Source organism: Streptomyces araujoniae, from assembly GCF_050871195.1.
Lineage (GTDB): Bacteria > Actinomycetota > Actinomycetes > Streptomycetales > Streptomycetaceae > Streptomyces > Streptomyces bacillaris.
The window spans coordinates 3272015-3297626 of record NZ_CP194070.1 but is presented as its reverse complement, the minus strand read 5'-3'; the positions used below and the strand labels follow the sequence as shown (position 1 = coordinate 3297626).

At 72.1% G+C, this 25612-nt stretch carries 27 protein-coding genes and 1 rRNA gene; 17 read left to right on the top strand and 11 right to left on the bottom strand.

What is annotated here, in order from left to right; genetic code table 11:
* Window positions 1-69 precede the first annotated feature (69 nt).
* The 9 genes from rrf to ACQ9ZG_RS13905 all read left to right on the top strand — a co-directional run bounded on the left by rrf (window position 70) and on the right by ACQ9ZG_RS13905 (window position 7328).
* Window positions 70-186, top strand: a 5S ribosomal RNA gene (gene rrf / locus ACQ9ZG_RS13945).
* A 71-nt stretch (window positions 187-257) separates the two neighbouring features.
* Window positions 258-902 carry an HAD family hydrolase gene (locus tag ACQ9ZG_RS13940; RefSeq protein ID WP_028417342.1) on the top strand — a complete coding sequence of 215 codons (645 nt, stop codon included), beginning with the start codon at window positions 258-260 and terminating at the stop codon, window positions 900-902.
* 162 nt (window positions 903-1064) lie between these two features.
* Entirely contained in the window at window positions 1065-2258 is a 1194-nt protein-coding gene (locus ACQ9ZG_RS13935; protein ID WP_109915730.1) for an MFS transporter, read from the top strand.
* Window positions 2227-3396, top strand: coding sequence for an acetoin utilization protein AcuC (locus tag ACQ9ZG_RS13930; RefSeq protein WP_099217698.1), 1170 nt, complete (start codon window positions 2227-2229; stop codon window positions 3394-3396). The genes ACQ9ZG_RS13935 and ACQ9ZG_RS13930 overlap by 32 nt, the downstream gene beginning before the upstream one ends.
* A gap of 148 nt (window positions 3397-3544) precedes the next feature.
* Window positions 3545-4360: a phosphatase gene (locus ACQ9ZG_RS13925; RefSeq protein ID WP_028417345.1), complete on the top strand. Its 816-nt coding sequence runs from the start codon at window positions 3545-3547 to the stop codon at window positions 4358-4360.
* 128 nt (window positions 4361-4488) lie between these two features.
* Window positions 4489-4701 carry a helix-turn-helix domain-containing protein gene (locus ACQ9ZG_RS13920; protein ID WP_018489204.1) on the top strand — a complete coding sequence of 71 codons (213 nt, stop codon included), beginning with the start codon at window positions 4489-4491 and terminating at the stop codon, window positions 4699-4701.
* A 140-nt stretch (window positions 4702-4841) separates the two neighbouring features.
* A complete protein-coding gene (locus ACQ9ZG_RS13915; RefSeq protein WP_003948845.1) occupies window positions 4842-4940 on the top strand; it encodes a 30S ribosomal protein bS22 in 99 nt (32 codons plus the stop codon).
* A 171-nt stretch (window positions 4941-5111) separates the two neighbouring features.
* Window positions 5112-6200 (top strand): NAD-dependent epimerase/dehydratase family protein, encoded by a 1089-nt coding sequence (locus tag ACQ9ZG_RS13910; RefSeq protein WP_109915729.1) that lies wholly within the window; start codon window positions 5112-5114, stop codon window positions 6198-6200.
* A 15-nt stretch (window positions 6201-6215) separates the two neighbouring features.
* Window positions 6216-7328 (top strand): lysophospholipid acyltransferase family protein, encoded by a 1113-nt coding sequence (locus ACQ9ZG_RS13905; protein ID WP_499280595.1) that lies wholly within the window; start codon window positions 6216-6218, stop codon window positions 7326-7328.
* A 147-nt stretch (window positions 7329-7475) separates the two neighbouring features.
* Here the strand turns inward: ACQ9ZG_RS13905 and ACQ9ZG_RS13900 are convergent, their stop codons facing one another.
* The 3 genes from ACQ9ZG_RS13900 to ACQ9ZG_RS13890 form a co-directional block, all read right to left on the bottom strand.
* Complete coding sequence (locus ACQ9ZG_RS13900) at window positions 7476-8708, bottom strand: DUF5667 domain-containing protein (RefSeq protein ID WP_109916958.1); 1233 nt, start codon at window positions 8706-8708, stop codon at window positions 7476-7478.
* Between the two features lie 226 nt (window positions 8709-8934).
* Complete coding sequence (locus ACQ9ZG_RS13895; protein WP_026237742.1) at window positions 8935-9711, bottom strand: ECF subfamily RNA polymerase sigma factor, BldN family; 777 nt, start codon at window positions 9709-9711, stop codon at window positions 8935-8937.
* 248 nt (window positions 9712-9959) lie between these two features.
* A complete protein-coding gene (locus ACQ9ZG_RS13890; protein WP_028417349.1) occupies window positions 9960-10928 on the bottom strand; it encodes an HAD family hydrolase in 969 nt (322 codons plus the stop codon).
* A gap of 180 nt (window positions 10929-11108) precedes the next feature.
* Between ACQ9ZG_RS13890 and ACQ9ZG_RS13885 the strand changes: the two genes are divergently transcribed.
* The 6 genes from ACQ9ZG_RS13885 to hemB all read left to right on the top strand — a co-directional run bounded on the left by ACQ9ZG_RS13885 (window position 11109) and on the right by hemB (window position 17781).
* The gene (locus ACQ9ZG_RS13885) at window positions 11109-11399 is read left to right on the top strand and encodes a glutaredoxin family protein (protein ID WP_084997121.1); all 291 of its coding nucleotides are present in this window, start codon (window positions 11109-11111) and stop codon (window positions 11397-11399) included.
* A gap of 257 nt (window positions 11400-11656) precedes the next feature.
* Window positions 11657-12424 carry a redox-sensing transcriptional repressor Rex gene (locus ACQ9ZG_RS13880; RefSeq protein ID WP_018489212.1) on the top strand — a complete coding sequence of 256 codons (768 nt, stop codon included), beginning with the start codon at window positions 11657-11659 and terminating at the stop codon, window positions 12422-12424.
* A complete protein-coding gene (locus tag ACQ9ZG_RS13875) occupies window positions 12421-13941 on the top strand; it encodes a glutamyl-tRNA reductase (RefSeq protein WP_499280594.1) in 1521 nt (506 codons plus the stop codon). Before ACQ9ZG_RS13880 ends, ACQ9ZG_RS13875 begins: the two co-directional genes overlap by 4 nt.
* On the top strand, window positions 13938-14924 hold the full coding sequence (gene hemC, locus ACQ9ZG_RS13870; RefSeq protein WP_084994411.1) for a hydroxymethylbilane synthase: 987 nt from the start codon (window positions 13938-13940) through the stop codon (window positions 14922-14924). Before ACQ9ZG_RS13875 ends, hemC begins: the two co-directional genes overlap by 4 nt.
* Window positions 14921-16591 (top strand): bifunctional uroporphyrinogen-III C-methyltransferase/uroporphyrinogen-III synthase, encoded by a 1671-nt coding sequence (locus tag ACQ9ZG_RS13865; RefSeq protein WP_084994415.1) that lies wholly within the window; start codon window positions 14921-14923, stop codon window positions 16589-16591. Before hemC ends, ACQ9ZG_RS13865 begins: the two co-directional genes overlap by 4 nt.
* A 182-nt stretch (window positions 16592-16773) precedes the next feature.
* Window positions 16774-17781 carry a porphobilinogen synthase gene (gene hemB, locus ACQ9ZG_RS13860; protein ID WP_028417354.1) on the top strand — a complete coding sequence of 336 codons (1008 nt, stop codon included), beginning with the start codon at window positions 16774-16776 and terminating at the stop codon, window positions 17779-17781.
* Window positions 17782-17787: 6 nt separating this feature from the next.
* On the opposite strand, the gene ACQ9ZG_RS13855 is transcribed toward hemB, so the two are convergent.
* From ACQ9ZG_RS13855 to ACQ9ZG_RS13840, 4 genes are all read right to left on the bottom strand, one after another.
* Window positions 17788-18267: a hypothetical protein gene (locus ACQ9ZG_RS13855; RefSeq protein WP_018489217.1), complete on the bottom strand. Its 480-nt coding sequence runs from the start codon at window positions 18265-18267 to the stop codon at window positions 17788-17790.
* An 18-nt stretch (window positions 18268-18285) separates the two neighbouring features.
* Window positions 18286-18627 (bottom strand): hypothetical protein, encoded by a 342-nt coding sequence (locus ACQ9ZG_RS13850; protein ID WP_028417355.1) that lies wholly within the window; start codon window positions 18625-18627, stop codon window positions 18286-18288.
* A 114-nt stretch (window positions 18628-18741) separates the two neighbouring features.
* The gene (locus ACQ9ZG_RS13845) at window positions 18742-20817 is read right to left on the bottom strand and encodes a serine/threonine-protein kinase (protein ID WP_499280593.1); all 2076 of its coding nucleotides are present in this window, start codon (window positions 20815-20817) and stop codon (window positions 18742-18744) included.
* Window positions 20796-21668 carry a DUF4253 domain-containing protein gene (locus ACQ9ZG_RS13840; RefSeq protein WP_499280591.1) on the bottom strand — a complete coding sequence of 291 codons (873 nt, stop codon included), beginning with the start codon at window positions 21666-21668 and terminating at the stop codon, window positions 20796-20798. The genes ACQ9ZG_RS13845 and ACQ9ZG_RS13840 overlap by 22 nt, the downstream gene beginning before the upstream one ends.
* A 247-nt stretch (window positions 21669-21915) precedes the next feature.
* Here ACQ9ZG_RS13840 and ACQ9ZG_RS13835 point away from each other — a divergent pair, with 247 nt between their 5' ends.
* Window positions 21916-22593, top strand: coding sequence for a DNA alkylation repair protein (locus ACQ9ZG_RS13835; protein ID WP_109916838.1), 678 nt, complete (start codon window positions 21916-21918; stop codon window positions 22591-22593).
* A complete protein-coding gene (locus ACQ9ZG_RS13830; RefSeq protein ID WP_109916839.1) occupies window positions 22590-23189 on the top strand; it encodes a dihydrofolate reductase family protein in 600 nt (199 codons plus the stop codon). The genes ACQ9ZG_RS13835 and ACQ9ZG_RS13830 overlap by 4 nt, the downstream gene beginning before the upstream one ends.
* A gap of 34 nt (window positions 23190-23223) precedes the next feature.
* Here ACQ9ZG_RS13830 and ACQ9ZG_RS13825 read toward each other — a convergent pair whose 3' ends face one another.
* From ACQ9ZG_RS13825 to ACQ9ZG_RS13810, 4 genes are all read right to left on the bottom strand, one after another.
* Window positions 23224-23466: a DUF397 domain-containing protein gene (locus ACQ9ZG_RS13825; RefSeq protein WP_109916840.1), complete on the bottom strand. Its 243-nt coding sequence runs from the start codon at window positions 23464-23466 to the stop codon at window positions 23224-23226.
* A 58-nt stretch (window positions 23467-23524) separates the two neighbouring features.
* Window positions 23525-23767, bottom strand: a complete 243-nt coding sequence (locus ACQ9ZG_RS13820; RefSeq protein ID WP_109916841.1) for a DUF397 domain-containing protein — start codon at window positions 23765-23767, stop codon at window positions 23525-23527.
* The gene (locus ACQ9ZG_RS13815; RefSeq protein WP_109916842.1) at window positions 23764-24549 is read right to left on the bottom strand and encodes a helix-turn-helix domain-containing protein; all 786 of its coding nucleotides are present in this window, start codon (window positions 24547-24549) and stop codon (window positions 23764-23766) included. Before ACQ9ZG_RS13815 ends, ACQ9ZG_RS13820 begins: the two co-directional genes overlap by 4 nt.
* Before the next feature lie 171 nt (window positions 24550-24720).
* On the bottom strand, window positions 24721-25434 hold the full coding sequence (locus tag ACQ9ZG_RS13810; protein ID WP_109916843.1) for a DUF4232 domain-containing protein: 714 nt from the start codon (window positions 25432-25434) through the stop codon (window positions 24721-24723).
* Window positions 25435-25612 lie beyond the last annotated feature (178 nt).

Genomic DNA, 25612 nt, shown 5'->3' with positions numbered 1-25612 from the left:
CGTCCACTGTGTTAGTTCTGAAATAACGAACGGCCGTGTTTATGTCCGGTGTTCATAGTTTCATAGTGTTTCGGTGGTCATTGCGTTAGGGAAACGCCCGGTTACATTCCGAACCCGGAAGCTAAGCCTTTCAGCGCCGATGGTACTGCAGGGGGGACCCTGTGGGAGAGTAGGACGCCGCCGAACAATTTTTGTGGGAAAGCCCCGCACCGTATGGTGCGGGGCTTTTCTGCGTTCTGAACGTCTAGGGTCGGACCATGCGCTACGAACTGGTCATCTTCGACAACGACGGTGTGCTCGTCGACAGTGAGCCCATCGCCAACACCATCCTGGCCGGCTACCTCACCGAACTCGGCCACCCCACCTCGTACGAGGAATCGCTCCGCGACTACATGGGGGCCGCCATGCACCGGGTGCACGACCTGGTGCAGGAGCGGAGCGGTGAGAAGCTGCCCGCCGACTTCGAGAGCACCTACTACGCTCGCACCTTTGCCGCCTTCCAGGAGGAACTGGCCGCGGTGGACGGGGCCGAGGAGCTGCTCGGCAAGCTCGTCGCCGACGGTGTCGACTACTGCGTCGCCTCCTCCGGAAGCCACGAGAAGATCCGGGTCGGGCACCGGAAGACCGGGCTGGACCAGTGGTTCGAGGAAGAGTGGATCTTCAGCTCGGAGGATGTCGGGCGGGGCAAGCCGGCGCCGGACCTGTTCCTGCACGCCGCCGAGCGGATGGGCGTCGCTCCGGAGCGGTGCGTCGTCATCGAGGACAGCCCGCTCGGCGTCGAGGCGGCCCGGGCCGCGGGGATGGACGTGTACGGGTTCACCTCGATGATGCCCGCCGACCGGCTGACCGGAGTGACCGGGTACTTCTCGGACATGTCCCAACTTCCGGAACTGCTCGCCTGATCCATCTACCCACGGGTAGAGCGGGGGCTTACGCTCGCCGCCATGACAGACGCGGGCATGACACGTCCGGGCGGGGCGGACTGCGGTGGGACGGACTCCGGCGGTGCCGACTCCGGTCGTGCTGACTCCGGCGGTGCGGGCGTCGGCAGAACCGATCCGGCACTGCGGCGCGGCAGGGTCGCTCTGGCGCTGAGCTTCGGTGTCCAGGGGGTGGCGTTCGCGCTCCTGGTGACGCGCATACCCGCCCTCCAGGACCAGTACGGGATATCCGACGGGCTGCTGCCCGCCTTCCTGGCCGCCGTTCCGATCCTGGCCGGCGTCGGCAGCGTACTCACCGAGAAGGCGGTCACCCGGGTGCGGCCGGGGACCGTTCTGCGGTGGGCCCAGCCGCTCGTCCTGCTCGCCCTGCTCGGGGCGGGAGCCGGGCGGGAGATGTGGCACGTCGCCGTCGCGCTCGGCGTCTTCGGGCTGGCGGTCGGGGCGCTCGACGCCTCGATGAACATGCTGGGCGTCAGCCTTCAGCGGGCGTACGGGCGGAGCATCATGCTCGGGTTCCACGCCGCGTTCAGCCTCGGCGGGATCGTGGGGGCCTCCCTGGCGTGGGCCGGGGCGCGGTGGGAGCTGTCGCTGTTCGTCTCGTACCTGCCGGTGGTGGCCGTGCTGCTGCCCGCCGCGCTGGTGGGCAGCCGGTGGTACACGGAGGGGAGAGGGAAGGCGCCGGAGCCCGGCGGTGACGGTAGCGGCGGGGCGGGTGGGGCGCTGTCCTTCAAGCTGCTGCTGCCGCTCTGCCTGGTGATGTGCTTCGCGTACATCGGTGACTCGACCGTCTCCAACTGGAGTGCCAAGTACCTCCAGGACGTGCTCGGCAGTTCGGAGCAGCTGGCGACGGTCCCGTACAACGTCTACATGGTGACGACGCTGCTGGGGCGGGCCGTCGGGGACCTCGGGGTGCGGCGGTTCGGGGCGGTGGCCGTGGTGCGGGCCGGGAGCCTGCTGGCGGCCGGGGGGTTCGCGGTGGTGGCGGTGGCGCCGGGTGCCTGGGTGGGGATGGCCGGATTCACCCTGCTGGGGCTCGGGCTCTGTGTGATCGTGCCGCAGACCTTCGCGGCGGCGGGGCGGCTCTTCCCGGGGAACAGCGACGCCGCCGTGGCGCGGCTCAATATCTTCAACTATGTGGGATTCCTGGTGGGTTCGCCGCTGGTGGGGGTTCTGGGCGACGCGTGGAGTTATCGGGGCGCCATGCTCGTGCCGATGGTCCTGGTGCTGGTGACGCTGGTGTATGCCCGCTCGTTCGCGGCGGAGGGCGCCCGATACGGTGGCGGGCATGAGCGGCCGCGCACAGCTGATGTGGGATGACGCAGTTACGGGTTACGACTTCGGGGAGAGCCACCCCATGGACCCGGTCCGGCTGGCCCTGACGATGGGGCTGGTGCGGGCGTTCGGGCTCGATGAGGCGGTGGAGGTGCGGGGCGCGAAGCCCGTGGGGGACTCGACCCTGCGGCTCGTGCACCGGCAGGACTACGTCTCGGCGGTCCGGGCCGCCTCGGCCGATCCCCGGGCGGCCGACCAGGCGTACGGGCTGGGGACGGTCGACGACCCCGCCTTCGCCGGGATGCACGAGGCGTCGGCGCTGATCGCCGGGTTGTCCGTGGGGGCCGCCGAGGCCGTGTGGCGGGGCGAGACCGATCACGCGGTGAACTTCACCGGGGGGCTGCACCACGCCATGCCGGGGGCGGCCGCCGGGTTCTGCGTCTACAACGACCCGGCCCTCGCCATCGCGCGGCTCCTGGAGCTGGGCGCCGAGCGGGTCGCGTACGTCGATGTGGACGTCCACCACGGGGACGGGGTGCAGGCCGCGTTCTGGGAGGACCCCCGTGTGCTGACCGTCTCGCTGCACGAGCACCCGCGCACGCTCTTCCCGCAGACCGGGTGGCCGGAGGAGACCGGGTCCGGGGCGGGCGAGGGCTCGGCGGTGAATCTGGCTCTGCCCGCCGGGCTCGGGGACGCCGGGTGGCTGCGGGCCTTCCACGCCGTCGTCCCGGAGCTGATCGCCGACTTCCGGCCCCAGGTGCTCGTCACGCAGCACGGGGCCGACACGCACTTCGAGGACCCGCTGGCCCATCTCGCGGTCTCGCTGGACGCGCAGCGGGCGGTCATGGAGTCCTGCCACGAGCTGGCCCACCAGTACGCGGACGGGCGGTGGGTCGCGCTCGGCGGGGGCGGGTACGCGGTGGTGGACGTCGTACCCCGGTCGTGGACGCATCTGGTCGGGATCGCCGCGCACGCGCCCGTCGACCCGGAGACGGTGGTGCCGCCGTCATGGCGCGATCTCGTCTACGCCCGTACGCGGCAGCTGGGCCCCGGCCGGATGACCGACGGGCGGACGCCCGCCTGGCAGTCCTGGGAGGACGGGTACGACCCGGCGGACCGGCTCGACCAGGCGGTCATCGCGACCCGCAAGGCGGCCTTCCCGCTGCGGGGGCTGCTCGCCTGAGCTGGCGTACGGGCCCGCATCCGCGTACCGGGCCTGGACCGGCGTACCTGCATACCGGCGGGGGCATTGTGCCGGGCGGTTACGCCAACGGTGGGGTGAAAGCGGGAATCCGGCCGCCCGGCCGGTGCGATACGGCAGCATCCGTGGGGTGTTGAGCACCGGGGCGTTGCGCGCCCATCTGCTGGCGGCCCGGCTGGCCGGGCCCGTGGCCACCTCGCGCGAGAACAGCCTGCGCAGCTACCGGCTGTTCGCCGCGCGTGATCCGCGGGTGCTGCTGGGGCTGACCCCCGAGCGGACCTGGGACGAGCCCGAGGTCCTGCGGCTGATGGCGGAGCGGTGCGGGGTCTCGGCCGATCCCGCGCATGTGTCGGGGCCGGACGCGATCGACCCGGAGCGGACGGTGGCGGCGCTGGACGCGTTCGCTGAGCGGCTGGGGCGGGTGGCGGCGCTGCGGGCGCCGGTGCTGCTGGGGACCGGGCATCCGCACCGGCTGCTGGGCTTCTACGCCGGGCTGGCAGACGCCTTGTCGGCGGCAGGGTGCGCTGTTCTCACCCCGGCGCAGGGGAGATGTATCGACATAACGACCCGGTTCGGCGTACGCACGTACCGTCTCGACTACGTACGGGGGGTCGCGCTGGTCCGTGAGCCCGGGGGGCGGCCCTCAGGTGGTGAAACCGGCGCACACACGCATTCGCCGTTACCGGTCCGGGTGGCGCTCCAGGACGCGGCCGAGCGGTACGGGGTGCTTCCGGAGTTGGTGGTCGGCGACCATGGGTGGGTCTGCGGCGCAGGTCAGCTCGGTATCGAGGCGATCGGACCGGCGGATACGGACGATCCCGCGCTCTTCGTGGGCGAGGCCGAAGGGCGGGTTTCGGTCGCCGTGCCGCTCGACGACGGGGTCCGCTCGCACTACTACCGGCCACTGACGCGCTATGTGCTCCACCGGGCAGGCCTGTCCTCGTAGCCGCCCGGTCGCCCCTCCTCTTCCCCACTCGCATCACCCGCCCCTAATCTGGGGAGTGAGCGCACAGCGACGAAGAGTCACCGGAGGGGAAGCCGGTGCGCGTCCGGTGCGGAAGGTACAGGTGGGTCATGGCTGCTGACAGCGAAAGGCCTCTCAACGAGGTCAGGTTTCTGACCGTGGCGGAAGTCGCCTCGGTCATGCGAGTGTCGAAGATGACCGTGTACCGCTTGGTGCACAGCGGTCATCTGCCGGCGATCCGGGTGGGCAGGTCCTTCCGGGTGCCGGAGCAAGCGGTTCACGCGTATCTCCGCGAGTCCTTTGTGGGGGTGGAATCGGCCTGAGGCCCTGAGGACAGGCCTCGGACGCCTGGGGTTTGCCCTCGGATTACGTCCCTCACGCGGTGGCGGGTAGGCTAGGCCGACGTAGGTCGTGTGGGCCCAGACGCCCCGCACCAGTGAAGAAGAAGTGAGCGAGGGTAGTCGTGGGCTCTGTTATCAAGAAGCGGCGCAAGCGGATGGCCAAGAAGAAGCACCGCAAGCTGCTCAAGCGCACGCGCGTTCAGCGTCGCAACAAGAAGTAGGCGAACGCAGTTCGTGAGATCCGCAGCCCTCCCGCCGTTCCGGCGGGAGGGCTGCGGTGCGTTTCGGGGCACGGGGTCGTCACAGGACGGCGTCCACCCGCTACGGTGACGGCCAGGGAAGTTACCGCGGGAAGCAGGTCTCGTTTCCCGGTCCGAGGGAAGGCGCGGGTCGTGGGGAAGGTCGTCCTCGTCACAGGAGTGGCCCGGCAGCTGGGGGGCCGCTTCGTCCGGCGCGTCCAGCGGGAGCCGGGGGTGGACCGGGTGATCGCGGTGGACGCGGTGGCGCCCGCGCATCCGCTGGGGGACGCGGAGTTCGTGCGCGCGGACATCCGGCAGTCGGCCCTGGCCCGCATCCTGGCCCGGCACGCCGTGGACACGGTCGTGCACCTGGACGTCTCCGGCAAGGCGCTCGGCGCCGGCGGCCGTACGGGGATCAAGGAGACCAACGTCATCGGCACCATGCAGCTGCTCGGTGCCTGCCAGAAGTCCCCGACCGTGCAGCGGCTGGTGGTGAAGTCCAGCACCAGCGTGTACGGGTCGGCGCCCCGCGATCCGGCGGTGTTCACCGAGACCACTCCGCCCAAGTCGCTGCCGAGCGGCGGGTTCGCGAAGGACGCGGTGGAGGTCGAGGGGTACGTACGGGGCTTCGCCCGGCGCCGCCCGGACGTCGCGGTCTGTGTGCTGCGGTTCGCCAACATCCTCGGGCCGCGGCCGGACTCGCCGCTGGCGGACTACCTCTCGCTGCCGGTCCTGCCGACCGTCTTCGGCTACGACCCCCGGCTCCAGTTCGTGCACGAGGACGATGTGATCGAGGTCCTGGGGATCGCCGCGCGCGAGCCCCGGCGCGGGACGCTGAACAGCGGCACGTTCAACATCGCGGGGGACGGGGTGCTGCTGCTCTCGCAGTGCTCGCGGCGGCTGGGGAAGCCGACCGTGCCGGTGCTGCTGCCCGCCGTGACGTGGGTCGGCTCGGCGCTCCGCACGATCGGGATGACCGATTTCTCGCCGGAGCAGATCCGGCTGCTGACCCATGGCCGGGTGGTCTCGACCGTGCAGATGCGCGAGACCCTCGGTTTCCGGCCGGAGTTCACCACGGCCGAGACCTTCGCGGAGTTCGCGCGGAGCCGGGGCCCCGGACTGCTGCCGCCGGAGACGGTGGGCAGAGCGGTGGACCGGCTGGCGGAGCTGCCGCTGCCGGGGGGTGCCGGAGCGCGGAAGCGCGGGGCCGGTGCGGTAGAGACGATTCACGGCGGCAGGTAGAGGAGCGCGGTCACGATGGCGGACGCCAAGGTCATTCCGTTCGACGACGACCGTTCGCGGTCCGGTGGCGGCTCGCGTCCGGCCCGGCGCCGGACGGGGGCGGCGGGTTCCGGGGCCCGGGGCGACGGCTCCTCGGCCGCCGTGAGCGCCCTGCCGGGCGGCCGGCTCCCCGAGCCGCCGGAAGGCGCTCCGGAGGTCCCGGAGGGGGCTGTGGCGGGGGCTCAGCAGCCTCGGCAGCCCCAGGAGGCCCAGGAGGCGGCGACCTCCCCCGCGGATGAGGCGGGCGGCGGTGGCTGGGACCGGCGGATCGCGGGCGGGCTCGCGTTCCTGCGGCGGCGGGTCACCGGCGAGTACGAGGTCGACGAGTTCGGCTACGACAAGGAGCTGACCGACCAGGTCCTGATGTCGGCGCTGCGTCCGCTGGCGGAGAAGTACTTCCGGGTCGAGGTGAAGGGCGTCGAGAACATCCCGTCGGAGGGCGGGGCGCTCATCGTGGCCAACCACTCCGGGACGCTGCCGCTGGACGGGCTGATGCTCCAGGTCGCGGTGCACGACCACCACCCGGCCGAGCGCCATCTGCGGCTGCTCGCCGCCGATCTGGTCTTCCATCTGCCGGTCGTCAACGAGCTGGCGCGCAAGGCCGGGCACACGCTGGCCTGTGCGGAGGACGCGCAGCGGCTGCTGGAGCTGGGCGAGATCGTCGGGGTGATGCCGGAGGGCTTCAAGGGGATCGGGAAGCCGTTCGGTGACCGGTACAAGCTCCAGCGGTTCGGGCGGGGCGGGTTCGTCTCGACGGCGCTGCGGGCGGGGGCGCCGATCGTGCCGTGCTCGATCGTGGGCGCCGAGGAGATCTACCCGATGATCGGCAACGCGAAGACGCTGGCCCGGCTGCTGGGCTTCCCGTACTTCCCGATCACGCCGACCTTCCCGTGGCTCGGGCCGCTGGGCGCGGTGCCGCTGCCGACGAAGTGGACGATCCAGTTCGGTGAGCCGATCCCGACGGAGGCGTATCCGCCGGAGGCGGCGGAGGACCCGATGCTGATGTTCAACCTGACGGACCAGGTACGGGAGCAGATCCAGCACACGCTGTACAAGCTGCTGGTGCAGCGGCGGTCGGTCTTCTTCTGAGCCGCGCCTCTTCCGGGCCGCGCTTCTTCCGGGCCGCTCCGGTTCCGGGCCGCGCTTCTTCCGGCCCGCTGCCGATTCCGGGCTGCTCCGAGGTGTGCGGAGGGGCCGGTACGCGGAGTGCGTACCGGCCCCTCCCCATGCCCGTGGTTACGGCTTGGGCTTGAGGTTCTCCCCGTCGATGCCCAGGCCCGGCAGGAGGCCGGGGAGCAGCGGCGGCAGGGTGACGTCCGGGGCGGGGCGGGGCGTGGTGCTGGGCCGGTCTTCCGGGGACGGCTGGGTGAGCCCGTCGGTGGGAAGGTCGTCGAGCAGTCCGTCCGTACCGCCGCCGAGGAGGCCGTCGGCCGGGGCCGAGCCGGAGGGGTCGGAGGAGTCCGACGGTCCGGAGGGCTTCGGTGCGGTGCTGGAGTCGGCGCTTCCCTCGGACTGGGAGGGGGGCGCGGGGGAGGGGCCGTCGGTCCTGGGGGAGCCGGGGGCCGGGGTGGTGGTGTCGGAGCGCTCGGTGCTCTCCTTGCCGCCGCCCGGGGGGCGGGGGAGGAGGGACTGGAGCGGGGCGACGTCGTCCTCTATGGCTTCGAAGACGGAACTCACCTGGTCGCGGATGTCGGTGAGCTGGACGGGGAGCCGGTCGCTGAGGCTGCTCCAGGTGGCGCGGTGCGAGCGCGAGAAGGTGTCCAGGGCCTGGATGGGGCCGATGGAGCCGTCGCGCTGGTAGGCGGAGTGGAGGAGGCGGTGGCCTTCGGAGGCGTCGTGCGACATGCCGTTGAGCGCGCGTCTGACGGCGCCGAGGGATTCGTGGTCCAGCTCTCCGGCGCGGCCGCGCTCCATGAGTCTGCGGGCCTCGTTGAGGCGGGTGGAGGCCTGGTCGAGATAGGCCTCGCCGCGGTCGGTGTCGCCCTTGGTCATGCCGAGGCTGATGTCCTCCATCCCGCGCTTCAGCCCGTACAGCGAGTCACCGGGCAGGGCGTCGGAGCTGGCAGCGGCCACTCCGCCGAAGGCGCCGGCCGCCACACCCACGGTGAGGCCGCCGGCGGTGAGCCCCTTCGCCCAGCGGGAGCGGGGACGCAGTCTGCGCAGTGGAGAGGCCCGGTGGGCCCCCTTGCCCCGTTGCACGGGCACCGTAGGGCCCGTCGATGCGCCGCCCTCGGCGAACATGGCCTCCATGGCGGCGACGAGCTGGGCTCGCTGCACCTCTTTGACCTCGGGGTCCAACTGCGGCTTCGGTAGCTCACCGAGGCCGTTCGCCAGGGCCAACAGCGGTCCGCGGTCGGCCTGGTCGGCCGGCTCCTCGGGCTGTACGGCCGCCGCACCCTGGGGCGTCTGCTCCTCCAGGGCCTGGGCGAAGGCGTTCGCCCGCCGGTGTGCCGAAACGTTTGCGATCACTGGCGGCACCTCCTCTCGTCATGACGGTCGACTCCCCTGGCGGTCCGGAAGTTGCACACCTTGAGCGTTTCCACTCGATGGAGTGAGTGGCGACGGACATGGGGTGACGGCAGGGGGCCTGCAACCGGCACAACGAGTGGCGCGGCACTTGGGTTACGCACGAAAGATGATCGGACCAGTGCGTGAGGGGACGGTCACTCACCGGCGCCGGATGCGCCGGTTCCGGTCAGCGGGCGTCGTCCGGCAGCAGCCGGGCGAGCGTCCGTACGGCGCGGTACTGCAGGGTCTTGATCGCGCCCTCGTTCTTCCCCATCACCCGGGCCGTCTCGGCGACCGAGAGGCCCTGCAGGAAGCGGAGCGTGACGCACTCCTGCTGCTGCGGATTGAGCCGGCGCACGGCCTGGAGCAGCGCGGCGTTGGAGAGGGACTCCAGGACGGAGTCCTCGGGGGAGCGCTCCACCTCGTTGGCGTCGAGCATCTCACCGGTGGTCACTTCCAGTCGGAAACGACTGGATTTGAAGTGGTCCGCGACCAGGTTGCGAGCGATCGTGACCAGCCAGGCGCCGAAATCGCGGCCCTGCCAGGTGAACGTGGAGATCCGGCGGAGCGCGCGCAGGAAGGTCTCGCTGGTGAGGTCCTCCGCGGTCGCCCTGCCGCCCACGCGGTAGTAGATGTACCGGTACACGGTGTCGCTGTACTGGTCGTAGAGGCGGCCGAAGGCGTCCGCCTCACCGGCCTGGGCGCGCTCGACGAGATCCATCATGCGCGCGCTGTCGCTGTCGGCCGTGGGACGGCGGACGGTCGACGTGGCCGAGGCCGCGCGGGTGCTGCGTCTTCCGACCGCCGCACTCCGCTCGGCCATCGCGTAGCAGGGGCCGACAGGTGCAGGGGTGGCAAAGGCGGGGACGGCGTACGCGGTGGGGACGAAGCCGCGCAAGCGGTCGATGACCGATGCACGCAGCGTAGCCAGGCCCGAGGCGTCAACCCCGACGTGTGGGTACACGGGACTCCCAGAGGCAGAGCTTCCATCACGAGCAGTTCGAAAAACGTCACTCGTCGTAGCGAGCGGCGGTCTCCGTGATGCGTCTGAGGAGAATAACGCTTCGTGCAGGCGGCACTACACCCAGTTGTCTAAATCACCGATTACGTCGTTTCTTGCATCGCTAAGTGATGCAACGGGTAGCGCATAGTGATCAGTTATTGATCGAATTGCTTCGTGATCTGTCGATCTGCCGCCCCTGCGGCGGTGGTTCAGCGGCGGCGTCGGTGCAGCGCGAGAGCGGCGGCCGTACCGCCCGCCAGGGCGCCGACCCCGGCCGCGGCGGGGATGCCGACCTTGGCCGCCTTGCGGCCGGTGCGGTAGTCGCGCAGCCGCCAGTCGCGGGCGCGGGCGTGCTTGCGGAGCTTGGTGTCCGGATTGATCGCGTAGGGGTGGCCGACCAGCGAGAGCATCGGGATGTCGTTGTGCGAGTCGCTGTAGGCGGCGCACCGCTCCAGGTCCAGCCCCTCGGCCGCCGCCAGGGCGCGTACGGCCTCGGCCTTGGCGGGGCCGTGCAGGGGCTCGCCCACCAGGCGGCCGGTGTAGACGCCGTCGACCGACTCCGCGACGGTGCCGAGCGCGCCGGTCAGGCCGAGGCGGCGGGCGATGATGGTGGCCGTCTCGACGGGGGCGGCGGTGACCAGCCAGACGCGCTGGCCGGCGTCGAGGTGGGCCTGGGCCAGGGCGCGGGTGCCGGGCCAGATGCGGTCGGCCATGTACTCGTCGTAGATCTCCTCGCCGATGGACATCAGCTCGGAGACGCGGTGGCCCTTGACGATGGAGAGCGCGCTGTCGCGGGCGTCCTGCATGTGCTCGGGGTCCTCGACGCCGGCCAGCCGGAACCAGGCCTGCTGCCAGGCGAACCGGGTCAGCTCGCGGCGCTCGAAGAACTTCCGCTTGTACAGGCCCCGGCCGAAGTGGAAGATCGCGGCGCCCTGCATGACGGTGTTGTCGAGGTCGAAGAAGGCGGCGGCGCGGTCGTCCCCGGCGACCGGGAAGGCGGGCTCCTCGGGAGCCTGCTCGGGCGGTTCGCCGGGGGTCTCTTCGGGGGTCCCGGTCAGAAGGGCGGACTCGTCCTCGGCCGAGGTCTTGCGTGCGGCCTCGGCCGCGGCCTCGCCTGCCAGGACGCTCCGTGCAGTCGCGGAACGCCTACGGGGGGTGAGCCATCCAAGAGCGGCCATGCGGTGAGCATAGCCAGTCCGTCCGTACCTGCCCGACCTGCCGGGATGCGACGGCGTGAACTCTGCGGGGCCGAACCGTTAATCGGGCGATACCGGGCGGTCCGGTGCCGGGCGGGCGATGCCTAGTTACTAGGCATCGCAGGCCCAGTAACTAGGCATCGTGGGCGCAGAATGGAGAGCATGAGTCCGCTGCTGCGCCGTACGAAGAAGAAGCCCGCCGACCGGGTGGTCACCCTGGTGGGGAAGCCCGGCTGCCATCTGTGCGAGGACGCCCGGGCGGTGGTCGGCGCGGTCTGCGCCGAGACCGGGGCGTCATGGGTGGAGAAGGACATCACCGAGGACGAGGAGCTGTACAAGGAGTACTGGGAGCAGATTCCGGTGGTGCTGATCGATGGCGAACAGCACACGTTCTGGCGGGTGGACCCCGCGAGGCTGCGCAAGGCGCTGGGGGCGGACGTGAAACTCGGTTAACATCATGGGCGTTTTGAGTGGTCTCGGGGGAGTGGACGTGAGGAGTGTGTACCGCTTTGCCCCCTTCGAGGCTGCAACGGGATGATGCGGTCCTTGGTTCCGGGATCGCGCGGGGAATGTGCGTGACCCCGGTCACTTTGACCGGACAAAACGGACACCATCTTTGTGCACGCGTTCACAAAGACATAGCCTGCATTCGACGGGGCGGTCTTGGGACATACGGCCGCCTGCAGCCCCGCTCATCCCGCAGGAGCACCGTGGCAACTGGCCGAACACACCGACCGGCGACCCGTAGCCGAGGAATTCCCGAGGCCACCGTCGCCCGGCTTCCGCTGTATCTGCGCGCCCTCACCGCGCTCTCCGAGCGATCCGTACCCACGGTCTCCTCGGAGGAACTGGCCACCGCCGCCGGGGTCAACTCCGCGAAGCTCCGCAAGGACTTCAGCTACCTGGGCTCCTACGGCACCCGCGGTGTCGGGTACGACGTCGAGTACCTCGTCTACCAGATCTCCCGCGAGCTGGGCCTCACCCAGGACTGGCCGGTCGCCATCGTCGGCATCGGTAACCTCGGCGCGGCCCTCGCCAACTACGGCGGCTTCGCCTCCCGCGGCTTCCGGGTCGCGGCGCTGATCGACGCCGACCCCGCCATGGCCGGTACGCCGGTGGCCGGGATCCCCGTCCAGCACACGGACGACCTGGACCGCATCATCAGCGACAACGGTGTGTCCATCGGGGTGATCACCACCCCGCCCGGCGCCGCCCAGCAGGTCTGCGACCGGCTCGTGGCCGCCGGGGTGACCTCCATCCTGAACTTCGCGCCGACCGTTCTCTCGGTGCCCGAGGGCGTCGACGTGCGCAAGGTCGACCTCTCCATCGAGCTGCAGATCCTGGCCTTCCACGAGCAGCGCAAGGCCGGCGAGGACGCGCCCGCGGAGGGCGAGGACCCCGAGGCCCCGCCGATGCGTGCCACGCCCGCGAGCCGGAAGGGACCCGACGGGGACATGCCCGCCGTGATGCCCGCATGAGCCTCCTCGTCGTCGGACTGAGCCACCGCAGCGCCCCCGTCTCCGTACTGGAGCGGGCCTCCCTCGCTGCCGACACCCAGGCCAAGCTGCTCCAGGACACCCTCGCCGCGGAACCCGCGACCGAGGCCGCCGTGCTGGCCACCTGCAACCGCATCGAGCTGTACGCCGACGTGGACAAGTTCCACGCGGGCGTCGCGGAGCTGTCCACCCTGCTCGCCCAGCACAGCGGCGTCGGGCTGGAGGAGCTGACTCCGTATCTCTATGTGCACTACGAGGACCGGGCCGTCCACCACCTCTTCTCGGTGGCCTGCGGACTGGACTCGATGGTCGTCGGCGAGGGCCAGATCCTCGGCCAGATCAAGGACGCGCTCGCCCGCGGCCAGGAGCTGCACACCGCCGGGCGGCTGCTCAACGACCTCTTCCAGCAGGCCCTGCGGGTCGGCAAGCGCGCCCACAGCGAGACCGGCATCGACCGGGCCGGGCAGTCGCTCGTCACCTTCGGGCTCCAGCAGCTCGCCGCCGGGGCCGATCCGGGGCTCTGGGCCCAGGGCAAGCGCGCCCTGGTGATCGGCGCCGGCTCGATGTCCTCGCTGGCCGCCGCCACCCTGGCCCGTACCGGCGTCGCGGAGATCGCCGTCGCCAACCGGACCCGGGCCCGCGCCGACCGGCTGGTCGAGATCCTCCGGCAGGGCGACGACACCACCGTGCGCGCCCGGGCCGTCGAGATGTCCGCGGTCGGTGACGAACTGACACGTGCCGACATCGTGGTCTCCTGCACCGGCTCCACCGGCCTCGTCCTCACCGCCGACACCCTCGCGGACGCCCTCGGCACCACCCTGGACGCCCCGGCCGAGGCCCCCGCCGTCGCCCTCGCCCCGATCCCGGCCCCGGCCGACGTCGACCAGCACGCCGCCTGGGTGGAGAACGGTTCCGCCACCTCCGCCCCGCAGGCCCCGGCAGCCCCGGCCGCCGCACCGCGCCGCGTCACGCTGCCCGCGCAGTCCACCGGGCCGGTGAAGCTCGCCCTGCTCGACCTCGCCATGCCGCGCGACATCGACGGCGCCGCCCACCGCATCGACGGGGTCCGCCTCGTCGACATCGAGTCGCTCGCGGACGCCTCCGCCGACGCGCCGATGGCCGCCGACGTGGACCGGGTCCGCACGATCGTCGCCGACGAGGTGGCCGCCTTCGGCGCCGCCCAGCGCGCCGCCCATGTCGCCCCGACCGTGGTCGCCCTGCGCACCATGGCCGCCGACGTGGTCGCCGGCGAGATCGCCCGGCTGGACGGCCGCCTCCCCGACCTGGACGAGAAGCAGCGCGCCGAGATCACCCAGACCGTGCGCCGCGTCGTCGACAAACTCCTGCACGCGCCCACCGTGCGGGTCAAGCAGCTGGCCAGCGAGCCCGGCGGCGCCGGGTACGCGGACGCGTTGCGCGAACTCTTCGACCTCGACCCGCAGACGGTGGCCGCCGTCTCCCGGGCCGACCTGAACGACCCGAATAGAGGGCGGTCATGACCGACAACTCAACGCCGGACGCGCGGAGCGCCGCGCCGCTCCGGCTGGGCACCCGGCGCTCCCAACTGGCCATGGCCCAGTCCGGCATGGTGGCCGAGGCGGTACGCGAGGTGACCGGGCGCGCCGTCGAGCTCGTCGAGATCACCACGTACGGGGACGTCTCCCGCGAGCACCTGGCGCAGATCGGCGGCACCGGTGTGTTCGTCGCCGCCCTGCGCGAGGCGCTCCTGCGGGGCGAGGTGGACTTCGCCGTCCACTCGCTCAAGGACCTCCCCACCAGCCAGCCCGACGAGCTGGTGCTGGCCGCCGTGCCGCAGCGCGAGGACCCCCGCGACGCCCTGGTGGCCCGCGACGGGCTGACCTTCGAGCAGCTGCCCGACGGTGCCCGTGTCGGCACCGGCTCGCCGCGCCGCATGGCGCAGCTCAACGCGCACGCGCGCTCCCACGGCCTGCGGATCGAGACCGTCCCCATCCGGGGCAACGTCGACACGCGGATCGGGTTCGTGCGTGACGGGGAGCTCGACGCGGTGGTCCTCGCCGCCGCCGGGCTCAGCCGTCTCGGCCGGACCGGCGAAGTCACCGACTTCCTGCCGGTCGACACCGTCCTGCCCGCTCCCGGCCAGGGAGCACTGGCGATCGAGTGCGCCGCGTCCAGCGCCGACCTCGCCGCCGCGCTCGCGGAACTCGACGACCCGTACACCCGGGCCGCCGTGACCGCCGAGCGCGCCCTGCTCGCCGCCCTGGAGGCCGGCTGCTCCGCACCCGTGGGTGCGCTGGCCGACCTCCTGGTCGACGGACAGGTTGTCAACGAACTGCGCCTGCGCGGAGTCGTCGGTACCACCGACGGTTCCTCGCTGGTACAGCTGTCCACCACCGGTCCCGTCCCCACGTCGTACGACGACGCGGCGGCCCTCGGTCGCGAACTCGCGGCCGAGATGCTCGCCAAGGGTGCGGCCGGTCTTATGGGGGAGCGAGCACTTTGAGCCCCACCGGCCCCGCCGCATCCGACTTTCCGCCCCTGTCCCCCCAAGGTCAGGTCACCTTCCTCGGCGCCGGTCCCGGCGACCCGGGACTGCTGACGCTGCGCGCCGTCGAGGCGCTTGCGAGCGCGGACGTCCTTGTCGCCGAGCCCGATGTGCTCGATGTCGTTCGCGGCCATGCGCGGGCAGGCGTGAGCACGCCTGAGCTGACGGTTGTTGACGTGGCGTCAACAGCCGCCGGAGTACCCGTTCTCAGGGATGCGGCCAATCTTGTCATGGAGGCTGCGAAGGGCGGCAGGCGGGTGGTCCGTGCCGTGGCGGGCGACCCGGGCCTGGACGGGGACGCGGGCGCGGAGATGCTCGCCTGCGCCGCCGCCGGGGTGCCCTTCGAGGTCGTCCCGGGCGTGGCGAACGCCGTCGGCGTGCCCGCGTACGCCGGAGTGCCGCTGCGCGACGCGCAGGGCGCCGACGTCCGCTTCGTCGACGCGCGTACGGCCACCGACCGGTGCTGGAGCGAGGTCGGCGCGAGCGACGCGACCGCCGTCGTCTCCACCACGCTGGACGCGGTCGCGGCCGCCGCCGGTGAGCTGGTCTCGGCCGGGCGCAAGCCCGACACCCCGCTCACGGTGACGATCGCGGGCACCACCACCCGCCAGCGCACCTGGACGGCGACCCTCGGGACGATCGCCCAGGTCTTCAAGCAGGCCAAGGTGCTCCCCTCGCCGGAGGGGCACCGGCCGGTCATAGCCGTGGTCGGTGAGCGCAGCGCCGCCGCCCAGCGCGACCAGCTGGCCTGGTTCGAGTCGAAGCCGCTGTTCGGCTGGAAGGTGCTCGTCCCGCGCACCAAGGAGCAGGCCGCCTCGCTCTCCGACCAGCTGCGTTCGTACGGTGCCGTGCCGCACGAGGTCCCGACGATCGCCGTCGAGCCGCCGCGTACGCCCCAGCAGATGGAGCGCGCGGTCAAGGGCCTGGTCACCGGCCGCTACGAGTGGATCGCCTTCACCAGCGTCAACGCCGTCAAGGCGGTCCGGGAGAAGTTCGAGGAGTACGGTCTCGACGCCCGGGCGTTCGCCGGGATCAAGGTCGCGGCCGTCGGTGAGCAGACCGCCGCCGCCCTGGTCGACTTCGGTGTGAAGCCGGACCTGGTGCCCTCCGGTGAGCAGTCCGCCGCCGGGCTGCTGGAGGACTGGCCGCCCTACGACCCGGTCTTCGACCCGATCGACCGGGTGTTCCTGCCGCGCGCCGACATCGCCACCGAGACCCTGGTGGCCGGGCTGATCGAGCTGGGCTGGGAGGTCGACGACGTCACCGCCTACCGCACGGTCCGCGCCTCGCCGCCGCCGGCCGACACCCGCGAGGCGATCAAGGGCGGCGGCTTCGACGCGGTCCTGTTCACCTCGTCCTCGACCGTCCGGAACCTGGTCGGCATCGCGGGCAAGCCGCACAACGTGACCGTCATCGCGTGTATCGGCCCGGCCACCGCGAAGACCGCCGAGGAGCACGGCCTGCGCGTGGACGTCCTGTCCCCGGAGCCGTCCGTGCACAAGCTCGCCGAGGCGCTGGCCGCCTTCGGCGCGCAGCGGCGGGACGCGGCGAAGGAGGCCGGTGACCCGGTGACCCGGCCGAGCGAGCGCCGCCCGGGCGCGCGCAGGCGCCGGACGACGACGTAGCGGAGTTACGGCGGTGAACGGGCCCGGTCGCTTCGGCGGCCGGGCCCGCTGCCGTGGGCGGGGCGGTGTCGTCGGGTGCCGTTGCCGTGGGCGGGGCGGTGTCGGCGGGTGCCGCTGCGGGGGTGTCTTTGCCGGTATCGGTGTCGGTAAGACCGTGCTGCGTACGGGTCTATCGTCGAAGGATGACTGCGTACGGAAACTTCCCCGGCTCCCGCCCCCGGCGGCTGCGGACGACCCCGGCGATGCGGCGGATGGTCGCCGAGACCCGGCTCGACCCGGCGAACCTGATCCTCCCCGCGTTCGTCCGGGAGGGCATCGACGCCCCGGTCGCCATCTCGGCCATGCCCGGTGTGCACCAGCACACCCTGGACACCCTGCGGAAGGCGGCCGTCGAGGCGGTGACGGCCGGGGTCTCGGGGATCATGCTCTTCGGGGTGCCGGAGGACGCGAAGAAGGACGCCCGGGGGACGGCGGGCACCGACCCGGACGGGATCCTCCAGGTCGCCCTGCGGGCGGTGCGCGAGGAGGTCGGGGACGACCTGGTCGTCATGTCGGACCTGTGCCTGGACGAGTACACCGACCACGGGCACTGCGGGGTCCTCACCGACGACGGCCGGGTGGACAACGACGCGACCCTGGAGCGGTACGCGGAGATGGCCCAGGTCCAGGCGGACGCCGGGGCCCATGTGGTGGGCCCCAGCGGGATGATGGACGGTCAGGTCGGCGTGATCCGGGACGCCCTGGACCAGACCGGCCACGAGGACGTGTCGATCCTCGCCTACACCGCGAAGTACTCCTCCGCCTTCTACGGCCCCTTCCGCGAGGCCGTCGGCTCCTCGCTCACCGGCGACCGCAAGACCTACCAGCAGGACCCGGCCAACGCCCGGGAGTCGCTGCGGGAGCTGGCGCTCGACCTGGCGGAGGGCGCCGACATGGTCATGGTGAAGCCCGCCGGACCGTATCTGGACATCCTCGCCAAGGTCGCGGAGTCGGTGGACGTGCCGGTCGCGGCGTACCAGATCAGCGGCGAGTACGCGATGATCGAGGCCGCCGCCGAGAAGGGCTGGATCGACCGGGACAAGGCGATCCTGGAGAGCCTGACCGGGATCCGGCGGGCCGGGGCGCAGATGATCCTCACCTACTGGGCGACCGAGGTCGCCCAGTGGCTCGGAGCGCCCGGCAGGAGCTGAGAGTCCTCAGGGGCCGCCGGCTCCGGCCTCCTGGAGCCGGTGGGCCTCCATGATGGAGAAGCGGGCGCTGTCCCGGACGAGCGGGTCCTGGTCCGCGCGGGCGGTGGAGTCCAGGGCCATCGCGACCAGCGGGTCGGAGGTGTAGGGCGCCAGGGACATCGCCGCGTACTGGCGGACGAGGTCCTCCTCCGGCTCCCGCAGGGCGGTGAGCAGGGCGCGGCCCGCACGGCGGCGGAGGTCGGGGTCGGCCGGGGGCCAGACCCGCAGGACGGTGGCGCTCTCGACGCGGGCGAGGTCGTACTCCTCGGCGTCCGCGACCACCGAGACGAGGAACGGCAGCGCCTGCGCGTTGGCGTCCAGCTCGGTGATGATCTCGCGCTTGCGGTCACTGCCCGGGGGCAGCGACCGGTACTCGGCTATCAGGCGCTCTGCGGCTTCGGCCGCTGCGGTGGCAGCTGCCGTGGTCGGGGGGTGTGTGTCGTTCATGGGGGTGGACACTTTCTGTCAGGGCCAGTCGACCAGTGCCATGAATGCTACGAAAGTGACCATCGTGGTGGCAGGTGCGGCCAGGGACAGGCCCACGCGGCGGCCCGTGTTGCGGACCTGCCAGGGCATGGCCCAGCTCGCGACCAGCACCATCAGGGTCAGCAGCAGGCCCACGCAGAGCACGGTCCACGCCGGGGCGAAGCTCGCGTCGAAGCGGGCGGCCTCGGCCCCGTCGCACGCGTCGCACGCCATCGGGGTGAGCCCGCCGATGAAGAGGGCGACGAGCCCCATCGGCAGCGTGACGAGCGTGCAGACCAGCGGGGCGATCCAGGCACGGGGGTCGCGTGTGGTGTCGGGCATGCGTACGAGTGAACCGTGCGGGGACGGGGCCCCGCATGAGTACGGGGACTCAGTCGGGGCTCGGCCGGCCGCCGGGCGTTCGTGTCGGTGCCGTGGGCTCTCCGGCCCTCCTGTTCAGTCCGTTCCCGCCGTTCTCGCTGCGAGCCAGGCGCGGGCCCCGGTCAGCTCGCCGTCCGTGAGGGGCGGGCGGACCTGGTCCGGGTGGCGCGTGACGTAGTGCTCCCGGGCCGCCTTCATCCCGATCGCGCGGGCCTCGGCGGGGAGCCGGGGGTCGTCCGCCACCTCCTGGGCGCGCCGCCACCAGCTGTGGCTGCGCGGGTCGACGGCGTAGTGCCAGAGGGGCTGGGCGGGGTCGGCCACGCCGATCAGGACCCGGTGCAGGACGTACTCCCGGACGCCGGGCTCCCCGATCAGCCGCTCGGCCACGAGCAGGGGGTGGGTGCCGTCGAGCCGGGCGCGGAGCAGGACCCAGGTCATCAGGTGGCCGGTGTCGTGGCCGCCGGAGACCACGAACTCCCACAGCTCGGCGGCCTTCGCCTCGTCGGGGGCGCCGAGGTGGGTGAGCAGCCGGAGGGGATCCTTCCAGAGCGGCTTGGGCTTCGCCCACCAGGCCAGCAGTTCGTCGGCGGCCGGGTGGGCCAGGTCCTGGGCGAGACAGGTGAGGGTGACCAGGGGGTGGCGCCACTCGGTGTAGGTGGTGCGGTACTGCTTGGCCAGCTCCTTCTTCCAGCGCGGCAGGAGGGCCCGGACCTCCGCCTCGCCCGCCGCGCCGTGGGCGTACAGCAGCTCCAGGCAGAAGGCGATGCCCTGGACGCCGGTGGCGGGGTCGGCCACTTGGTCCCGCAGCCACCCGGTGTCGGCTGGGGAGAGCGTGCGGTAGCGGTGCCAGAGGTCCCCGAGCGCCCCTTCGTAGCTGGTCAGGTCCGGGCCGGTGCCCGCCAGCAGCTCGTCGCGGACGGCCTCGTACCGGTCGGCGGCGGCCAGCGCCTCGGCCGCTTCGGGGCCGGTGGCGCGGGCGGCGCGCTCGCGGACATGGGCGACCTGGTCGTACGCCGCCCGTGCCGCCGCCACGCGCAGGGGGCGGGGCAGCCGGCCGTCCGTGGTGAGCCGGACGGCGGTGAGGGCGGCGGCGGACCGGGCCAGCTCCTGGTCCGCGTCCGGGTGGGCGGTGCGCCACTCCTCCGTCACGGCGGTGCGCACCGCGCCCAGCAGCGCGGCCCGGACGGTCTCCCGGTCGGGCAGCTCCGCGCAGAGCGCCCGGGCGGCGGCGTACGGGTCGGGTTCGTGGAGCGTCCGGTACGTACGGAACCAGGCGCGGACGGCCTCGTCGTGACCGGCGAGCACCAGGGCGCGCAGGGCGTCCAGGGCCCGTGGGGAGGGGTGCTCGGCCAGGGTGTCGGCCGGGGCCGGGCCGAGGGCGGCGGCCAGCTCCCAGGCCTCCTCGCGACCCTGGCGCAGCAGCGCGTTCAGTACGGGCCACCAGCCGCGCCACGCGGCCGGCCGCCCGGCGTACTCCTCCTGCCCGGCGGCCAGCAGCCGTGAGGCCTCCTCGGGCGTCAGCGCCTGCCGCAGCTCCAGGGCGGTGGCGAAGCGGTCGGTGGCGGTGACCGGGTCGGTGGCGGCGAAGGGGCCGGCGGCGGTGACCGGCCCGGTCGGTCCGGCCAGGCGGTCGTGCAGCCAGCGCTCCTCGGGGCCGGTGAGCGGGGAGGCGGGGTGGCCGTGGCGGTCGGCGCCGATCCGGTCGAGGAACTGGCGCACGCCTGCCTCGTCCTGCGGGTCGGGCAGCCCGTCGGGGTCCGTCGCCGTGACCCGGTCCAGCTCGAACGCGCCGCGCGGCCCGTTGCCGACGAGCCGGTAGCCGTCCGGGCCCGGCCCGAGGCCCCCGGCGACCGTGGCGTGGTCGCCGCCCCAGTGCAGATACAGCGGGCCCCGGAGCGCGCCGGCGCGGTCGAAGGCGGCGTGGGACTGCCAGTGCCAGTACGCGAAGGAGGCGCGCCCGGTGATCCCCCGGGCCGCGAACAGCTCGGCGGCGTCCTCGTGGCCGTCGGACTGGGTGTAGCGGCTCCGGGTGGGCGGGGGCAGGGCGACGAAGTCCGCGCCGCCCAGCCCGCGCCACCACTTCTTGATCCGGGTGAGGTCCGAGCGCTCTCCGGCCCCGCGGTCCGAGGTCAGTCCCACCAGAACGACCACACTTCCTGGTCGAGCAGCCGCTTCTGCGCGTAGACCTCCAGGTCGTACGGCGGGGACTGGTCGATGTTGTCCGGGCAGAACGCGTAGTGCTCGGCGGCGAGCGCGCGGGCCTCCTCCGGGGTGGTCGGCGGGCGCCCCACGGAAACGATCATGGTGTCGAAGCCGAGCGCCACGACGCGGGCGTCGTACCGGTCCTCCCAGGAGCGGAGCACCGCGCAGAGCCGGGCCACGTCGTTCTCGTGGTTCATCGGTCCCGACCAGCCGATCGACGCCGGTATGTCCGCGCTGCGGCGGGCCGGGACGAGCGCCATCCGGGCCCCGCCGAGCCAGCTGTCCGGGTCGGCGGTGATCACGCCCGCCAGGCCCGCGGCGGCCTCGTCCGGGTCCTCGCCGGACTCCGCCGCCGGGGCCGGGGCGAGACCGGGCCAGGAGCCGCGGCCGTCCTCGTCGCCGGAGCCGGCGGCGGTGACCCCGGTGCCGGAGCCCGCGGCGGCCTCGGAGCCGGAGCCGTCGGAGTCGAGGTCCACCTCCTCGTGCGCGTAGTCCGTCCAGTACCCCGCCAGCACCTCGTCGGCGTCGTGGTCGCCGGGATACGACGTGCCGCCCGGGTGCAGGTCCCACGCGTCGGGCCACTGGTCGCGCGCGCCGCCGGTGACCAGCACCGGCAGCAGCCCCAGCCGCCGCCCGGCCGTGCGCAGGACCGTCCAGTCGCGGGGCGCGGCGGGCCCGTCCGCGTACCAGAGCAGCGGTTCGTGCCAGGGGCCGTCCAGCGTCCCGTCCACCAGGGAGCCGGGCGGGAGATCCAGGCCGGAAGAGGCCAGATCGGGCAGGGGGTTCGGAAGCGTCGCCATGAACCAGACCTTAGGCGGCCCCACTGACAACGCCTTGTGCCGGAGCACGCGGAGACCACGCCCGATGCCGGAGCGCGGAGGCCACGCCCGGGCGCCGAGGCGCTGAGGCCATGCCCGGGTCGCCGGAGCGAGCGCGCGGGGCCTCGCGCCCGGTCCCGGAGCCCGGAGGACAACGCCTTGCGCCGCCGAGGTGCGCAGGCCGCCACCCGCTCTAGGCTGGACCCACGTGTGGACGACGGGAGACCCGATGGCCGGGACAGCGGTGGCGGAGGTCATGGCCGAGCTGGCCGGACTCGACGATCCGAAGACGCGCGCAGTCAACGAGCGGCACGGCGACGACCACGGCGTCCACCTCGGCAAGCTCCGCGCCGTCGCCAAGCGGCTGAAGACGCAGCCCGACCTCGCCCGCGAACTCTGGGCCACCGGCGACACCGCCGCCCGGCTCCTGGCCGTCCTGGTCTCCCGGCCGAAGGCCTACGGCCGGGACGAGCTGGACACCATGCTCCGCGAGGCCCGCGCCCCCAAGGTGCACGACTGGCTCGTCAACTACGTCGTGAAGAAGAGTCCGTACGCCGAGGAACTGCGCCTCGCCTGGACCGCCGATCCCGACCCGGTGGTGGCGAGCGCCGGATGGGCGCTGACCACCGAGCGGGTGGCGAAGAAGCCCGAGGGCCTCGACCTCGACGGGCTGCTGGACACCGTCGAGGCGGAGATGAAGGGCGCCCCGGACCGTCTCCAGTGGGCGATGAACCACTGCCTGGCCCAGATCGGCATCCACCACCCCGAGCGCCGCGCCCGTGCCGTCGCCATCGGGGAGCGGCTGGAGGTGCTCAAGGACTATCCGACCCCGCCGAACTGCACGTCCCCGTACGCACCCGTCTGGATCGCCGAGATGGTCCGGCGACAGGAAGGAACCCCCTCATGAGCCACTCCACGGACGGCTCCGGGCCCCGCCCCGCCAGGATCATCACGTCCATCTCGCTCTCCCTCGACGGATTCTTCGAGGGGCCCGACCACGACATCGACTGGCACACCGTCGACGAGGAGCTGCACCAGCACTTCAACGACTACTTCCGGACCATGGGCGGCTTCGTCGAGGGGCGCGTCACCTATGAGCTGATGGAGGAGTTCTGGCCGACCGCCGATCAGGACCCGGCCAACGAAGGTGTGATGGCCGAATTCGCCGGCATCTGGCGGGACATGCCGAAGTTCGTCTTCTCCCGGACGCTGGAGAGCGTGGGGCCGAACGCGACCCTGTTCCACGAGGTCGACCCCGAGCAGGTGCGCGGTCTGCGGGACGCCGCCCGGGGGGATTTGGCGGTCGGCGGGGCGGACCTTCTGGAGTCGTTCCGGCGGGCCGATCTGATCGACGAGTACCGGGTCTACGTCCACCCCGTCATCCTCGGCCGGGGCCGCCGCTTCTTCCGGGACAGCGAGGAGCGGCAGAGGCTCCGGCTGGTGGAGACCCGGACCTTCGGGAACGGGGTTGCGATGCTCCGTTACGAGACGGTCCGGGGATGAGGCTTACGGTGATGGGCAGGGGCAGCGACGGGGGTCAGGCGGTGGCCGCGTAGGCGGCGAACGCCGACCAGGCCTGGGGTGTGACGGTGAACGTCGGGCCCTCGGTGTCCTTCGAGTCGCGGACGTGGACGGCGGCGGGGTGCGCGGCGATCTCGACGCACTGCCCGCCTTCGTCGGAGCTGTGGCTCGACTTCTGCCAGTGGTAGGCGACTTCGACGCATGCCCCGCCTTCGCTGCCGCTGTAGCTCGACTTGAACCAGTTAAGTGCTGTGCTCATGTCTCTCCCAGTGAACGGGCCGGCAAGCGCAGGGTCTCAGAAGGGGTGACGGCGGTCGTCAGGCGGTGGCCGCGTAGGCGGCGAACGCCGACCAGGCCTGGGGTGTGACGGTGAACGTCGGGCCCTCGGTGTCCTTCGAGTCCCGGACGTGGACGGCGGCGGGATGCGCGGCGATCTCGACGCAGGCCCCGCCTTCGTCGGAGCTGTAGCTCGACTTCCGCCAGTCGTACGCGACTTCGAGGCACTGGCCGCCTTCGTCGCCGCTGTGGCTCGACTTGAACCAGTTCAGTGCGGTGCTCATGTCTCTCCCAGTGAACGGGCCAGCAGGCGCAGGGTCTTGAAAGGGGTGAGCGCCTGGGCTCGCAGCATCGCATATTTCTGGGCGAGGATGCTGATCTCGTTCCGGTCGGAGATCAGGTGGCTGCCGCGCTGGGTCTCGGTGTAGGCGATGTGCTGGTGGTCCGGTGTCTCCAGGAGGGTGAAGGGGCCGTTGAGGCCCGCGTGGGCCGTGCTGTCGAGCGGGAGCACCTGGAGGCAGACGCCCGGGAGTTGGGCCACCGCCTGGAGGTGGCGCAACTGCTCCCGGTGGTCCTCGTCCGACGTCAGTTTCATCATCAGCACCGGCTCCCAGATCACCATGCTGATCGTCGGCGGCTTCTTCCGGTCCAGGATCTGCTGGCGTTGCAGCCGCGTCGCCGTGTGCGTCTCGATCTCCTCCGGGCTGTACACGGGGATCCTGTTGCGGAACACCGCGTCCGCGTACGCCTTCGTCTGGAGCAGGCCCGGGATGACTTGGTTGTCGTACCAGGAGAGCGCCAGCGCCTCGTGCTCCATGTTGAGGTAGTGCTCGGCCCACAGCGGGATCAGGTCGAACTCCGGCATGTTGTCGACCGCCGTCGACAACGCCCCCTTGGTGTCCAGCAGATCGTCGACCGTCTCCGCCAGATCCGGTACGAGCGAGCGTCTGCCCTGCTCGATGGAGGCGATCGTGTCCTCCTGTACGCCTGCTGCCAGGGCCAGTTCGGCCTGGGTCATGCCCGCCTCGGTGCGGAACCGGGCCAGGAGCTTGCCCACGAGCTTCATCGTCGACGCGTTCTTACGCTGTCGCTTTCTGGGGTGCATACGGTTCCCCCTCCCACCCCGGAACCCCCTTCACGCCTGCGCGACCCGTACAACAAATCTGTACGGGTCGCGCGGTGCTACGGCACGTCAGGTGCTGGCCAGCGGTGTTCCGGGGGGTGAGTCCCCAGGGGGTCAGAACGTGAGGGCCGTCGCCCGGTCCGACTGCCAGTAGGTGACGAAGCCGTTCCCGTCCCAGGACGTCTCGGCCGGGAGCTTCAGCGTGGCGGGCTTGTCGTAGGTGGAGCCGTTCCGCTTGGCGAAGAACACCCTCAGGTTCTTGCTCTTGTACAGCTTGCTCTGGCCGGGCTCGCCGGTGAGGCCGATGCCCGCGTACGCCTCCTCGCCCGGCGCGAGCGTGACGACCGCCTGCGGCTTGCTGTCCTCCAGGATCGGGAAGACGGACTGGGCTCCGTCGAAGCCGAGATGCGGTGCGTAGTAGGCGTCGCAGAGGCCGGAGCCGGTGTTCTTCAGGGTGAGCAGCAGGTGGTTGATCGGGCGGGAGACCTGGGTGACCGTCACCCGGGTGTTCGCCGTCGTGCAGGCAGTGCGGGCCGCGGAGGCGGCCGGGGTCGCCTTGGTCGCCTGCGGCGCCTTGGTGGTGGCGCTGTGGGGCGCGGTGTTCTCGCCGGAGGAGGCCGGGGCCTCGGGGGACGCGGAGGACTCCGGCGTCTCCGACGCGGCGGGCCCCGGGGTGGCGTCCGTGCCCGTCGCCGCCGGGGTCGAGGCGGCGGCGGGGGCCGGGCCCGCGCTCTTCGTGCCCTCGTTCCCGGCGCAGGCGGTCAGCGAGAGGGCGGCCACGAGTGCGGTGGCGGCGAGCGTGGTGGTGCGGAAGCGGTGGGTGCGCATGGCGGTGGTACTCCCCGTGTTCGGTGGTGCGGACGGTGCTGTGGATCGGTCGGTCCGAGCTTGTGGCGTGGCCGGTTCCGGACGCAACGCCCGGCGAACCATTGGGGATGCCGGAACGTCTACGCATACGGTGACCTGCGGGAATTCCGCGTCCCTGGAACGCCGTTCCGGGACGGAC